Source organism: Pseudomonas sp. HP_14 (assembly GCF_055283875.1).
On record NZ_JBTOQI010000018.1, the window covers coordinates 54,244 to 68,880 of the forward strand.

Here is a 14,637-nt window from a genome sequence, read left to right on the forward strand (position 1 = left end):
CCGGGCGAGCCTGCCCGGCGGATTCACCGAAGCAGGTAATTTATGAAGCAATATCTGGATCTAGTTGCCCACGTCATCAAGAACGGCACCTTGCAGGCCAACCGCACCGGTGTGAAAACCATCAGTTTTCCCGGCGCTATGCTGCGCTATGACCTCAAGGAAGGCTTCCCGGCGATTACAACCCGGCGTATGGCCTTCAAGTCGGCCATTGGCGAAATGGTTGGCTTCCTGCGCGGCGTGAACAACGCGGCTGAGTTTCGCGAACTGGGCTGCAAGGTCTGGGACCAGAACGCCAACGAAAACGCCCAATGGCTGGACAATCCGTTCCGTAAGGGTGAAGACGATCTGGGCGAAATCTACGGCGTGCAATGGCGCAAGTGGCCTGCCTACAAGCGCATTGACCTGAGCAATCCGAAAGCCATCGAACTGGCGATCAGCCAGGGCTATCAGCAGATCGCCCAGTCCGAGGAAGACGGTCAGGCTTACGTTGTCCTGTACAAGGCCATCGACCAGATTCGCCAGTGCGTGGACACCATCATCAAAGACCCGGGCAGCCGCCGTATTCTGTTCCACGGCTGGAACTGCGCGCAGCTGGACGAGATGGCTTTGCCGCCTTGCCACCTGCTGTATCAGTTCCACCCGAATCAAGAAACCAAAGAAATTTCCCTGACGCTGTACATCCGCTCCAACGATCTGGGCCTCGGCACGCCGTTCAATCTGACTGAAGGTGCGGCGCTGCTGAGCCTGATCGGCCGTCTGACGGGCTACACGCCTCGCTGGTTCACGTATTTCATCGGCGATGCCCACGTCTACGAAAACCATCTGGACATGCTCAACGAACAGCTCAAGCGCGAGCCGTATCCGATGCCCAAACTGGTGATTTCTGATCGTGTGCCCGAGTTTGCCAAGACTGGTGAGTATCAGCCGGAATGGTTAGAGCAGATCGAACCTTCAGACTTCTCGCTGGAAGGTTACGAGCATCACCCGGCGATGACCGCGCCGATGGCGGTTTAGAACATTGCTTTGATGCTTTTATGTGGGAGCCGGGCTTGCCCGCGATGTATGAGACGTGGCCAGAAGAAACACCGCGTTATCGTTTATCGTCGGAATGCCGCCCGGACCAAGCTCTGCTCCCACAGGGAATGTGCGAGGCCGTTCAATCGCCTCAATGCCCATGACTCCTGCCCACATGGGAGTGCTCCACATCTGCAGTCACCACGCTGCCGCTGACTTCCAGTCGATCCAGAATCCCGCAATGATCCGGAGCACCGTCGCTGCAGCGTTGGCGCAAGTCCAGTAGCTGCGTCTGCAAGGCTTGCAGGCTGGCGATGCGGTCATTGACGTGCTGGATATGCTCATCAATCAGCGCATTGACACTCACGCACTGATCTTGCGGGCTGTCGCGCAAGTTGAGCAGGCTGCGGATTTCTTCGAGGGTCATGTCCAGGCTGCGGCAATTGCGGATGAACGTCAGCCGCTCTACATGGGCCTGGGTGTACAGCCGATAATTGCTATCACTGCGCGCCGGTGCCGGCAGCAGCCCCTCGCGCTCGTAATAACGGATGGTTTCCACCTGCGCGTCAGTCAGTTTTGCCAGCTCGCCAATCTTCATCGTCGTCGATCCTGTTTTCAGTGCTTGACCCTATAGTGGCTACAGGGTGTTCACTTGGCAACAAGCACGTTAAAGGACCGGACCATGAGCCAGTTGACCCCCGTTCACGGCAAGCACGAACACACCGAGCACGATCATTCACAGCACGATCATCAGGCCAAAAGCCATGATCATGTCGCTCACGCGCACAGCTGCTGTTCGTCGAAGGCTGCGCCTGCGGTGGTTTCATTCACCGATGCGCCTGCATCCGGCGCTCAACTGAGCACTTTCCGTATCGAGCAGATGGATTGCCCTACGGAGCAGACGCTCATCCAGAACAAGCTGGGCAAACTGGCGGGCGTGCAGAAGCTTGAATTCAACCTGATCAACCGTCTGCTGGGCGTCTGGCATGAACTGCCGTCCACCGATCCCATTCGGGACGCCATTGCCTCACTGGGCATGCAGGCCGAGCCGGTTGAAGAGGGCGCGGAGGCAACACCTGCTCCAGTCGTGAAAAAAGCCTGGTGGCCACTGGCGCTGTCTGGCGTCACCGCGCTGGCCGCTGAAGTTATCCATTTCGGTTCCTTCGCCTCTGATTGGGTTGTGGCTTTCGTGGCGCTGGTTTCCATCCTCAGCGGCGGGCTGGGTACTTACAAAAAAGGCTGGATCGCGCTCAAGAACCTCAACCTGAACATCAACGCCTTGATGAGCATTGCCGTGACCGGTGCGGTGCTGATTGGGCAGTGGCCTGAAGCTGCGATGGTGATGTTCCTGTTCACCGTGGCTGAGCTGATTGAAGCCAAATCCCTGGACCGCGCTCGCAACGCTATCAGCGGGCTGATGCAGCTCACGCCAGAGTTGGCAACGGTGAGGCAGGCGGATGGACAGTGGCTGGAAGTGGAAGCCAAAAACATCGAACTTGGCGCTATCGTCCGGGTTAAGCCGGGTGAGCGGGTCGCATTGGATGGTGAGGTAGTGTCCGGCAACTCTACGATCGATCAGGCACCAATCACTGGTGAAAGCCTGCCGATAGAGAAGACGGTTGGCGACAAAGTCTTCGCCGGGACCATCAACCAGTCCGGTTCGCTGGAGTACCGCGTCACTGCGGCGGCGAACAACTCGACGTTGGCGCGGATCATTCATGCAGTGGAGGCGGCGCAAGGCTCCCGGGCGCCGACTCAGCGTTTTGTCGACAGCTTTTCGCGCATCTATACCCCGGCGGTGTTCATCTTCGCCCTCGGCGTGGCAATCATTCCGCCGCTGTTCATGGGTGCGGCGTGGTTCGACTGGATCTATCGTGCGCTGGTCTTGCTGGTTGTGGCTTGCCCTTGTGCGCTAGTGATCTCCACGCCGGTGACCATTGTCAGTGGCCTGGCAGCGGCTGCGCGCAGAGGCATCCTGATCAAGGGCGGTGTGTACCTGGAAATGGGCCACAAGCTCGATTACCTGGCCCTGGACAAGACCGGCACGATCACCCACGGCAAGCCGGTCCAGACTGATTTCGTATTACTTGAGTCAACTGCTGCTGATCGGGTTCCGGGTGTGGCCGCCAGCTTGGCAGGGCGCTCTGATCACCCGGTTTCCCAAGCGATTGCCAAGGCGGCCGAGAGTAACGTCAGCGCCCATGAAGTCACTGCGTTCGAAGCGCTGGCTGGGCGCGGCGTGCGCGGCGAGATCAACGGGGAGCTTTATCATTTGGGCAACCATCGCCTGGTGGAAGAACTCGGCCTTTGCTCACGCCAGTTGGAGGCGCAGCTTGATGCGCTGGAGCAGCAGGGCAAAAGCGTGGTGCTGTTGCTGGATAAGTCAGGCCCGCTGGCGCTGTTTGCGGTGGCCGATACCGTCAAGGAAAGCAGCCGCGAAGCTATTCAGCAGCTACATGCGCTGGGCGTTAAAACCCTGATGCTGACGGGCGACAACCCGCACACTGCCAAGGCGATTGCTGCACAGGTCGGTATTGATTCGGCTCAGGGCAACCTGATGCCAAGCGACAAGCTGGAGGCTATCGAGGCGTTATATGCCAAAGGGCATCGGGTCGGTATGGTTGGCGACGGCATCAACGACGCCCCTGCGCTGGCGCGTTCCGAGATTGGTTTCGCCATGGCGGCAGCCGGTACGGACACTGCCATTGAGACGGCGGATGTCGCCTTGATGGACGACGATCTGCGCAAGATTCCGGCATTTATTCAGCTGTCGCACCGGACGTCGGCGGTCTTGAAGCAGAACATCTTCCTTGCCTTGTTCATCAAAGCGATCTTCCTGGCGATGACCTTTGCCGGCATGGCCACGATGTGGATGGCGGTGTTCGCTGATATGGGCGTGAGTTTGTTGGTGGTGTTCAATGGGCTGCGGTTGTTGAAGAAATAATGAGGTAGGAGCGAACTTGTTCGCGAGACGTCTGACAGGCTTATTCAGGAATATCGTCTCGCGAACAAGTTCGCTCCTACCGGATGGTGGGTGATCCTGCGGATACAAAGGTTAGCCGCCGCGTCACGGTAGGAGGCAACTTGTTGGCGAGGCGGTGTGTCAGGCGGATCGTCTCGCGAACAAAGTTCGCTCCTATCGGTTACCTGCCAAATTTTTCCTGCGCCCACTTAATCATCTCTTCAACCAACTGCCTCAACACCACCCGCGTAGGCTCAGCCAGATCCGGGCGGTAGTGGAAGGGCACGAACTCGTCCATGTAGGTCGCTTGCACCAGTTCCAGTTGCACGGCGTGGATGTTATTGGCCGGGTCGCCGTAGTGGCGGGTGATTTGGCCGCCTTTGAAGCGGCCATTCAGTACGTGACTGTAATCTCCGGCTTTAGCGCAAGTTGCTTCCAGGCGTTTGGCCAACTCCTGATCGCAGCTGGCGCCGTTGAAGGTGCCGAGATTGAAGTCCGGCAAACGGCCTTCAAACAGGTGTGGGATATGTCCGCGAATCGAGTGGGCATCGAACAATAGCGCGTAGCCGAATTCGTCTCTCAGGCGTGCCAGCTCTTGCTCAAGCGTCTGGTGGTACGGCGTCCAGATCTGCTCCAGATAACTCGCCCGCTCTTCAGCGCTTGGTGCCAGACCGTCTTTGAACAGCGGCACACCGTCGAACAGGATCGACGGGAACAACCCGGTTGTGGCTCCGGCGTACAGCGGTTTGTCATCTGAAGGACGATTCAGGTCGATCACGAAGCGCGAATATTCGGCCGCCAAGGTGCTGGCGCCCAGTTCTTCTGCGAAATCGTAGAGCTGCGGGATGTGCCAATCGGTGTCCGGCAAGCTCAGGGCCTCATCCACCAGACCGGCCTCGACCGCAGGCGTCAGGCGCAACCCGGCGTGGGGCATGCTGATCAGCAGCGGCACCCGGCCGCGGGAAAACTTCAGAACGTTGTCCATGAATCTCTCCTAAAAGTATTCTTCAGAATTGAGACGCTTCCCTGTAGGAGTGACCGGGGTGGCGATCCACATTGCTCGCGATAGCGGTATGTCAGTGACGCGGCTTCGTTTGATCGAATGCTATCGCGAGCAAGCTCACTCCTACAGGTCCAATGTCTGCCACGCGATAGCTTCTGACACACCGCAATCGCTGCCTCGCGGTGCTCGTGAGCTCCTACAGGTTCATTGATTCAACACCGTGACGGACGATACGTTTATCCAGGTCTCCACCCAGCCAATACGCCAGGTCAGCAGGGCGTTCAATGTTCCAGGCGACGAAGTCGGCGACTTTGCCGGCCTCCAGCGACCCATGGGTTTCGCCCATGCCAAGGGCTTTCGCGGCATTGATCGTGACCCCGGCCAGGGCTTCTTCGGGAGTCATGCGGAACAGTGTGCACGCCATGTTCAGCATCAAGCGCAACGACAACGCGGGCGACGTGCCGGGATTAAGATCGCTGGCGATGGCGATATCCACGCCGTGTTTGCGCAGCGCTTCCATCGGCGGCAATTGAGTCTCACGCAGAAAGTAATAAGCCCCCGGCAACAACACGGCGACTGTTCCTGCCGCGCCCATAGCGATAGCGTCTGTCTCAGTCATGAATTCCAGGTGATCTGCCGACAACGCCTTGTAGCGCGCCGCCAGGCTTGAACCTGCCAATGGCGAAAGCTGCTCGGCATGCAGTTTCACCGGCAAGCCCAATTGCCCGGCGGTGATGAACACTTGTTCCACCTGAGAAGGGGAAAACGCCAGGTACTCACAAAACGCATCCACCGCATCGACCAAACCTTCCTCGGCCAGTGCGGGCAGCATTTCGCTGCAGATGTGATTGATGTAGTCGTCGGCCCGGTCGGCGTATTCCGGTGGCAGCGCGTGGGCAGCCAGACAGGTGCTGCGCACCGTCACCGGCAACGTATTGCCCAGTCGGCGGATGACCCGCAGCAGTTTGCGCTCGCTGGCCAGGTCCAGGCCGTAGCCGGATTTCATTTCAACCGTGGTGACGCCATCCTTGAGCAAATGCCGCAGACGGCGCTCGGCGCTGGCGTACAACTCGTCTTCGCTGGCTGCGCGAGTGGCGCGCACGGTACTGGCAATGCCGCCACCGGCTGCGGCGATCTCGGCATAACTCACGCCTTGCAGACGCTGCTCGAATTCGCCGCTACGGTTACCGCCGAACACCGTGTGAGTGTGGCAGTCGATCAGGCCCGGCGTGACCCACGCGCCGTTCAAGTCGATAACACTGTCGTAGGGTATGTCCTCCAGATCAGCTTGAGGCCCGATCCACTCGATCAACGCTCCAGAAGTCACGATGGCGGCATCCTCGATAATCGAGTATTTGCCGTGAGCCATGCTCGCTACGTGACAATGTTTCCAGAGCGTTTTCATGTCCAGTCTCCGAGGTTACCGATGGGATGGAGGCGAATGTTCAGGGCGTTTGACCCATATGAAGTAGGCCGCGATCAACAGCACAACCCAGCCTGCGCCAACGATCAGCGCGATACGGTTGTCCGGGAAGTAACCCAGCACGCCGAAAATAAACAGCATGAAGGCGATGGCTGCGGCGGGAGCGTAGGGCCAGAACGGCACCGGGAATTGCAGCTGTTCGGCTTCTTCACGGCTCATCTTGCGGCGCATGGCGACTTGAGTCAGCAGGATCATCAGCCAGACCCACACGGTCGCGAAGGTTGCGATGGACGCAATCACCAGGAACACATTTTCCGGGATCAGGTAATTGAGCAGTACACCGATGAGCAGCGCGACACCCATCACCAGCACCGTCATCCATGGAACGCCCTGTTTAGACAGTCTCGAGAACGCCGCCGGTGCCTGACCCTGTTGCGCCAGGCCGTACATGATGCGGCCTGCACCAAACACGTCGCTGTTGATCGCCGACACTGCAGCGGAAATCACCACCACGTTAAGCAACGCAGCCGCCCATGGCAGGCCCAGGCTGGAGAAAATCTGCACGAACGGGCTGTTCGCCTTGGTGATCTGCGACCACGGAAACAGCGACATCAGCACGAACAACGTCAGGACGTAGAACAGCAGAATACGCAGCGGCACCGAGTTAATGGCTTGCGGGATGGTGCGTTGCGGATCCTTGGCTTCGCCTGCGGTGATGCCGATGATTTCGATGCCGCCGAATGCGAACATCACCACCGCAAAGCAGGCGATCAAACCACCGATGCCATTGGGCATGAAACCGCCGTGGGTCCACAGGTTGCTGATGCTGGATACCGTCTCGCCGCTGCCTGACAGGTTGACGCCGAACAGCAACAGGCCAAGCCCGGCGACGATCATTGCGACAATGGCGGCGACTTTGAGCAGCGACAGCCAGAACTCGGTCTCTCCGAAGACTTTGACGTTGCACAGGTTGAGCGCGCCAATCAGAAACACGATGCCCAGCACCCAGATCCAGCGCGGGACTTCCGGGAACCAGAAGCCCATGTAAATCCCGAACGCGGTGACGTCAGCGATACAGACGATGATCATTTCAAAGGCGTAGGTCCAGCCGAGCACGAAGCCCGCCATTGGGCCTAGATAGGTGCTGGCGTATTCGCCGAACGAGCCGGACACCGGGTTGTGCACGGCCATTTCGCCCAGGGCGCGCATCACCATGAACACCGCTGCGCCGCCGATCAGGTAGGCCAGCAACACGGCCGGGCCGGCCATCTGGATCGCCGAGGCCGAGCCGTAGAACAGGCCGGTGCCAATGGCTGATCCCAGTGCCATGAAGCGAATGTGCCGGGCTGAAAGCCCGCGTTTCAAACCTTGCTGTGACGTCATTTCAATCCAATCCGGTTTCTTTCCAGCGAACTGCCAGGTACTCAGGCGCGCAAGGATACCTGCTGGGTCGCGTCGGCCAAATCATTGGCCTGTCGGGTGTCGCCTGGCTGACATCCGGTGTCATGGATGTCTATACGTTTGCATATTGCATGGACCAAGCCGGTCCCTCGTCATGCGCAGAACCTGTGGGAGCTGGGCTTGCCCGCGATACATGAGACTCAGTTAGACGACACACCGCGTTATCGTTTATCGCGAGCAAGGTGGAGCGCCACCCCGGCCGCTCCCACAGGATCGAGTACTTTCACAGCACCTTGCTCGGCCCGAGCTGAGTCAATGGTCATCGACCGGCACTGGCGAAACACTCTTTCCAGCAGCGCCTCACTCCTGAGTACCTTGGCGCTGCTGGCGATGTCCGGGGCCAGCCAGCGGTCTTCGTCGTACGGCGGGACTTCTTCGCGCAGCACACGCCACGCGGCATCGGTACCGACGCCAAAGCGCTGGAGCTTCAAAAACTCGAAGGCCTGTGCCGCGAGCAAATACTCAATGGCGAGGATCTGCGTGGTGTTTTCCAGCACCTTGTGCAGTTTCAGCGCGGCGTTGGTGCCCATGCTCAAGTGGTCTTCCTGCAAACCCGAGGTGACAAAATTGTCGGTCACTGCCGGTTGCGCCAGTTGGCGGTTTTCCGCGCACAAAGACGCCGCGACGTACTGCACAATCATCATCCCCGAGTTAACCCCCGGCTGGCTGACCAGAAACGCCGGCAAGTTACTGATGGTCGGGTTGATCAGGCGGTCCAGACGTCGCTCGGCAATCGAGCCCAGTTCAGCGACAGCAATCGCCAGCAGATCCGCCGCCATGGCCACAGACTGACCGTGGGGGTTGGCTTGCGACACCACGCGATACGACTCAGGTGTGCCGAGCACCAGCGGGTTGTCCGTCGCCGAGTTCAGCTCGATTTCAATCTGCCGGGTCGCGTGCACCAACTGGTCGCGGGTGGCGCCATGCACTTGCGGGATTGAGCGAACGCTCAGCGCGTCCTGAGTGCGGATGCCACGGCTGTTGACCACCACCTCACTGCCATCCAGCAAACCACGCAGGTTGCTGCCGACGATTTGCATGCCCGGATGCGGCTTGAGGGCGATGATTTCGGCGTCGAAGGCATTGATCTGGCCGCCGAGTGCTTCAAAACTCATGGCGCCGATAACATCCGCCCATTGCGTCAGGCGCTGTGCGTCGGCAATGGCCAGGCAGCTCAGGCCGGTCATGCATGGCGTACCGTTGACCAGGCACAATCCGTCTTTCGCACCGAGTATGACCGGGCTCAAGCCCTCGGCATCCAGCGCTTGCTGCGCAGGCATGACATGGCCGCGATAACTGACGTCGCCCACGCCCAGCAGGGCAATGCCGATGTGCGCCATGTGGGTCAGATAACCTACCGAACCCTGGGACGGCACGTACGGGGTGATGTTGCGGTTGAGCAGGTTCAGCAGCGCCTCTACGACTTGCCGGTGCAGCCCGGATTTGCCCTGGCTGTAATTGATGATTGCCGCGCAGATGATCGACCGGGTTTGCTCGTCTGACAGCGCTACACCGACACCGCACGCGTGGCTCAGCAGGGTATTGCGCGACAGCTGACTCAGTTGTTCGCCTTGCAGTGAAATGTTGCACAGCGCGCCCAGCCCGGTGTTCACGCCATAAGCACGCTCGCCGCTGGCGACGATGCGTTCGACGATTGCCTGAGCGTTGTCGATCCGTGCCCAGGCGCTGGCCGAGAGCGCCAGTTGCGCACCCCGGCGAGCGACCGCAACCACGTCCTGCCAACGGACCGGACCTTCACCAATCACCACTTGTTCGACGGGCGACATCTGCACGCTTCCTTACACAGTCACTGCGCGCCGCTGCACGAAACGATCAACGTATTCGTCGGCGGGGGAGTAGAGGATTTCTTTCGGAGTGCCCACCTGAATCAACTGCCCGTCCTTGAGGATCGCGATGCGATTACCGATGCGGACGGCTTCATCAAGATCGTGGGTGATGAACACGATGGTTTTTTTCAGATTGCTTTGCAGCTCCAGCAACTGGTCCTGCATTTCCGCGCGAATCAACGGATCCAGGGCGCTGAATGCTTCGTCCATCAGGATGATGTCAGTGTCTGCCGCCAATGCGCGGGCCAGCCCCACCCGTTGGCGCATGCCACCGGAAAGTTGATGCGGGTATTTGTTTTCGTAGCCTTGCAGGCCCACGGTACTGATCCAGTGTCGTGCGCGGTCGATGCAATACTCTTTGCTCTCACCGCGTACTTTCAGGCCGTAGGCAACGTTGTCCTGCACGGTCTTGTGCGGCAACAGGCCGAAACTCTGAAACACCATGCTGATTTTCTTGCGACGAAATTGGCGCAGCGCTTCCATGTCGTACTGCAGGATGTCTTCGCCATCGACCAGAATCTCGCCGCTGGTAGGGTCGATCAGGCGATTGAAGTGGCGCACCAGCGTGGACTTGCCCGAACCGGACAGGCCCATGATCACGAAAATCTCACCGCTGCCGATGGACAGCGACAAGTCATTCACGCCGACCACGCAGCCGGTTTTTGCCAGGACTTCATCCTTGCTGTTGTTCTGCGTCACCATTTCCAGCGCGTCCTTGGGACGGTTGCCGAAAATCTTGAAGACGTTGCGGACCACGATTTTATTGGGCTCTTGATTGCTCATTTGTTTGCCTCATGCCGTGGTCGGCCGTATGCCTGGGTGATGCGGTCGATGACCACTGCGAGAATCACAATCGCTAGTCCGGCTTCCAGTCCGCGTCCGACGTTCAGGGTCTGAATGCCCACCAACACGTCTTCGCCAAGACCGCGAGCGCCGATCATCGATGCAATCACCACCATCGACAGGGCCATCATCGTGGTCTGATTGATCCCAGCCATGATGCTCGGCAGCGCCAGCGGCAGTTGCACGCCGAACAACTGCTGCCAACGATTGGCACCGAACGCATTGATCGCTTCCATGACTTCGCCGTCCACCTGACGAATGCCCAGGTCGGTAAGGCGAATCAGCGGCGGCGCGGCGTAGATCACGGTGGCGAAAATCGCCGGGACCTTGCCCAGGCCGAACAGCATCAATACCGGTATCAGGTAAACGAAGCTGGGCATGGTCTGCATGATGTCCAGCAACGGCATCAGCACCGAGCGCAGGCGGTTGCTGCGTGCCGAGAGGATGCCCAGCGGGATGCCGATGATCACTGATATCAGCGTGGCGACCAGCATCAGCGCCAGGGTTTGCATCAGCTTGTCCCACAGCCCGACCGCACCGACCAGAAACAGCAGGCCGACGATGACGGCCGTGGTCGTAATCTTGCGCGTGGCGTGCCAGGCAATGCCGCCGACAATCGCCAGCATCAACCACCACGGCGCCATGCGCAGCAGGCCTTCCAGGTTGACGATCGCCCACAGCAGCGTGTCGGAGATCTGCCGGAACACATCGCCGTAATTGGTCACCAGCGCATCAACCCAGTCGTTGACCAGATTGGCGATGGAGAATGTGAAGCTTTCGGGGAACATAAAAGGGTTCTCGATCTAAATTGGAGATGCTTGATCGGGTACCGGGTCCTGTAGGAGTGAGCTTGCTCGCGATTCGGTGTGCCAGTCTCAGACTATTTGACTGGACTGACGCTATCGCGAGCAAGCTCACTCCTACAGGGGGGAGGGGCGCCCGGATTAGTTATCTACAACGAAGCATCCACCTTTTTCGCCGCTTCTTCACTCACCCATGCGTGCCAGACTTCAGGGTGTTCCTTGAGGAATATCTTCGCCAGCTTCGGCGATTCGATACGGTCCTTGGTCATGCGGGCCAGGTTCTGGTTGAGCAGATCAATGGGGATGTTGACCTTTTCCATGACCGACACCAACTCAGGTGCCTGTTCGTGGAATGCTTTGGACAGGCCTACCTTGATCTCGATGGTCTTGTTCACCCCGGCTTTCTCTTCCAGGCGCACCAGATCAACCTGGCCCATCAAAGGCGTTGGTGACCAGTAGTAAGTCAGGATCGGCTCGCCACGTTTGTAGCTGGACAAAATCGCCGCATCCAGCGCCGGGCCAGTGCCTGGGCGGAAGTTGGTGTACTTGTCTTCCAAGCCATAGCTCTTGAGCATTTCGCTGTTTTCCAGCTCGCAGGTCCAGCCAGCCGGGCAGTTATAGAAACGGCCTTTGGCGGGTTCTTCAGCGTCTTTGAACAACGTCGAGTATTTAGCCAGATCGCTGATGGATTTCAGGTCCGGGGCCTTGGCTTCCAGCTTGCGCTTGGCGTCGCCTTCGATCACATAACGCGGCACGTACCAACCTTCGACGGCACCTTTGACCGGGCTACCAACGCCGACTACTTTTCCGGCTTTCTCAGCCTTGTTCCACACTTCGCTGCGGCCGACCCACTCTTCGGCGAAGACCTGAATATCGTTGGTGCTCAGGGCGTTTTCCATGGTGATGGAATTGCCCGGCAGGCTGTCAACTTCACAGCCATAACCCTTGTTCAGGACTACCTGCAACACGTCGGTCAGCAGCATGGCGCTTTCCCAGTTCAGACCGGCGAACTTCACCGGCTTGCCGGATTCGCACCAACCCGCTGCCTGACTCGCGCCAGCGCCTGTGAGCAAACCCAGTGAAATCAACGTGGATAGCAGTGCCTTCTTGGTTTTCATTGTGTGACGCTCCTCGCGAATGGATGTGGGCAGTTTCCAGATCAAAAGGCCAGAAGCCTGATTGCAGGACACTTGACGGTCCTTTGGGGTGGTCAGTTCCTTCTGCGCTGTTGGAGAACCCTTGTGGGAGCGGGTGGGCGGCATTCCGACTTGCCCGCGATAAACGATGACGCGGTATGCCGTCTAGCTGCGTCTCATGTATCGCGAGCAAGCTCTGCTCCCACAGGTACAGTGTTCCCTCTGGATCTCCGCTAGCCTTAATTCCCAACCATCGGCAGGTTCAAGCCCTTCTCATTCGCGCAGTCAATCGCAATCTGATAACCCGCATCAGCATGGCGCATCACGCCGGTCGCCGGGTCGTTGTGCAAGACGCGGGCGATGCGTTCGGCGGCTTCGTCGGTGCCGTCGCAGACGATCACCATGCCCGAGTGCTGCGAGAAGCCCATACCGACACCGCCGCCGTGGTGCAGCGAAACCCAGGTCGCGCCGCTGGCGGTATTGAGCAGGGCGTTGAGCAACGGCCAGTCGGACACGGCATCGGAGCCATCCTGCATGGATTCGGTTTCACGGTTCGGGCTGGATACCGAGCCGGAGTCCAGGTGATCGCGGCCAATCACAACCGGTGCCGACAACTCACCACTGCGGACCATTTCATTGAACGCCAGGCCGAGTTTGGCGCGCTGGCCCAGGCCAACCCAGCAGATACGTGCTGGCAAGCCCTGAAAGGCAATGCGCTCGCGGGCCATGTTCAGCCAGTTGTGCAGATGCGCGTCGTCCGGGATCAGCTCTTTGACCTTGGCGTCGGTCTTATAGATGTCCTCCGGATCGCCCGACAGAGCCGCCCAACGGAAAGGCCCTACGCCACGGCAGAACAACGGCCGAATGTAGGCCGGGACGAAACCCGGGAAGTCGAAAGCGTTTGTTACGCCTTCTTCCTTGGCCATCTGCCGGATGTTGTTGCCATAGTCAAAGGTCGGAATGCCCATTTTCTGAAAGGCCAGCATCGCTTCAACGTGTTCAGCCATGGACTGCTTGGCGGCTTTGACCACTGCTGCCGGTTCGGTCAAAGAGCGGGCGCGGTACTCGTCCCAGGTCCAGCCTTTTGGCAGGTAGCCGTTGAGTGGGTCGTGGGCGCTGGTCTGGTCGGTGACCATGTCTGGGCGTACGCCGCGACGGACCATTTCCGGCAGGATTTCTGCGGCGTTGCCACACAGCGCGATGGAGATTGCTTTGCCTTCAGCGGTGTATTTGGCGATGCGTGCCAAAGCGTCGTCGAGATTGACAGCCTGTTCATCGACGTAACGCGTCTTGAGACGGAAATCGATGCGGCTTTGCTGGCATTCGATATTCAAGGAGCTGGCACCGGCCATGCCTGCGGCCAAAGGTTGTGCGCCGCCCATGCCGCCCAGACCTGCCGTCAGTACCCACTTGCCTTTGAGGCTGCCGTTGTAATGCTGGCGACCGGCTTCGACGAAGGTTTCGTAAGTGCCTTGAACGATGCCCTGGCTACCGATGTAGATCCAGCTACCTGCGGTCATCTGGCCATACATGGCCAGGCCCTTGGCATCCAGTTCGTTGAAGTGCTCCCAGCTCGCCCAGTGCGGCACCAGGTTTGAGTTGGCGATCAACACCCGAGGCGCGTTGCTGTGAGTCTTGAACACGCCGACCGGTTTGCCGGACTGGACCAGCAGGGTTTCGTCATCATTGAGGTTGGTCAGGCTTTCGACGATCTTGTCGTAGCATTCCCAGTTACGTGCTGCGCGACCGATACCGCCATAAACCACCAGCTCTTTCGGGTTTTCGGCCACTTCCGGGTCAAGGTTGTTCATCAGCATGCGCAACGGCGCTTCGGTCATCCAGCTCTTGGCGGTCAGCGTGGTACCGCGAGCTGCGCGAACTTCGACGTCACGGTAGCGGGTCCAGTGTTGGTTATTCTCGGTCACGAAAGAAGTCCTCAGCGATCAGTTCAATGCACTTGGCTTTACTTGTATGTACAAGCATATGCAATTGAAATACCAACATTGGAAATCCATCTTAATGCCACGGACACCACGAACCTGTAGGAGTGGGGGGGGGGGGGGGGGGGGGGGGGGGGGGGGGGTGTTGTTTGGGGGGGGTTGGGGGGGGGCGGCCCCGGGCAGCGCACACCGACCGATGTGTTTT

The 14,637-nt window shown here is 59.1% G+C and carries 11 protein-coding genes; 2 read left to right on the forward strand and 9 right to left on the reverse strand.

What is annotated here, in order from left to right; all coding sequences use genetic code 11:
* Positions 1 to 42 precede the first annotated feature (42 nt).
* Complete coding sequence (locus tag ACYASS_RS13735) at positions 43 to 1,014, forward strand: thymidylate synthase (RefSeq protein ID WP_463586530.1); 972 nt, start codon at positions 43 to 45, stop codon at positions 1,012 to 1,014.
* 151 nt (positions 1,015 to 1,165) lie between these two features.
* Here the strand turns inward: ACYASS_RS13735 and cadR are convergent, their stop codons facing one another.
* Entirely contained in the window at positions 1,166 to 1,612 is a 447-nt protein-coding gene (gene cadR / locus ACYASS_RS13740) for a Cd(II)/Pb(II)-responsive transcriptional regulator (RefSeq protein WP_463586531.1), read from the reverse strand.
* A gap of 84 nt (positions 1,613 to 1,696) precedes the next feature.
* On the opposite strand from cadR, the gene ACYASS_RS13745 reads away from it, so the two are divergent.
* Positions 1,697 to 3,958 carry a heavy metal translocating P-type ATPase gene (locus ACYASS_RS13745; protein ID WP_463586532.1) on the forward strand — a complete coding sequence of 754 codons (2,262 nt, stop codon included), beginning with the start codon at positions 1,697 to 1,699 and terminating at the stop codon, positions 3,956 to 3,958.
* Positions 3,959 to 4,157: 199 nt separating this feature from the next.
* On the opposite strand, the gene hutG is transcribed toward ACYASS_RS13745, so the two are convergent.
* The 8 genes from hutG to hutU form a co-directional block, all read right to left on the reverse strand.
* On the reverse strand, positions 4,158 to 4,961 hold the full coding sequence (gene hutG / locus ACYASS_RS13750) for an N-formylglutamate deformylase (protein ID WP_463586533.1): 804 nt from the start codon (positions 4,959 to 4,961) through the stop codon (positions 4,158 to 4,160).
* A gap of 214 nt (positions 4,962 to 5,175) precedes the next feature.
* Entirely contained in the window at positions 5,176 to 6,384 is a 1,209-nt protein-coding gene (hutI, locus tag ACYASS_RS13755) for an imidazolonepropionase (protein WP_463586534.1), read from the reverse strand.
* Between the two features lie 15 nt (positions 6,385 to 6,399).
* Positions 6,400 to 7,785 carry an amino acid permease gene (locus ACYASS_RS13760; protein ID WP_463586535.1) on the reverse strand — a complete coding sequence of 462 codons (1,386 nt, stop codon included), beginning with the start codon at positions 7,783 to 7,785 and terminating at the stop codon, positions 6,400 to 6,402.
* Positions 7,786 to 8,024: 239 nt separating this feature from the next.
* Positions 8,025 to 9,650 (reverse strand): histidine ammonia-lyase, encoded by a 1,626-nt coding sequence (hutH, locus tag ACYASS_RS13765; protein ID WP_463586536.1) that lies wholly within the window; start codon positions 9,648 to 9,650, stop codon positions 8,025 to 8,027.
* Positions 9,651 to 9,662: 12 nt separating this feature from the next.
* A complete protein-coding gene (locus ACYASS_RS13770) occupies positions 9,663 to 10,493 on the reverse strand; it encodes a quaternary amine ABC transporter ATP-binding protein (RefSeq protein ID WP_463586537.1) in 831 nt (276 codons plus the stop codon).
* Positions 10,490 to 11,341, reverse strand: a complete 852-nt coding sequence (locus tag ACYASS_RS13775; RefSeq protein ID WP_027898503.1) for an ABC transporter permease — start codon at positions 11,339 to 11,341, stop codon at positions 10,490 to 10,492. The genes ACYASS_RS13770 and ACYASS_RS13775 overlap by 4 nt, the downstream gene beginning before the upstream one ends.
* Before the next feature lie 164 nt (positions 11,342 to 11,505).
* Positions 11,506 to 12,474, reverse strand: coding sequence for an ABC transporter substrate-binding protein (locus ACYASS_RS13780; protein WP_463586538.1), 969 nt, complete (start codon positions 12,472 to 12,474; stop codon positions 11,506 to 11,508).
* A gap of 257 nt (positions 12,475 to 12,731) precedes the next feature.
* Positions 12,732 to 14,417 carry a urocanate hydratase gene (gene hutU / locus ACYASS_RS13785; protein WP_463586539.1) on the reverse strand — a complete coding sequence of 562 codons (1,686 nt, stop codon included), beginning with the start codon at positions 14,415 to 14,417 and terminating at the stop codon, positions 12,732 to 12,734.
* Positions 14,418 to 14,637 lie beyond the last annotated feature (220 nt).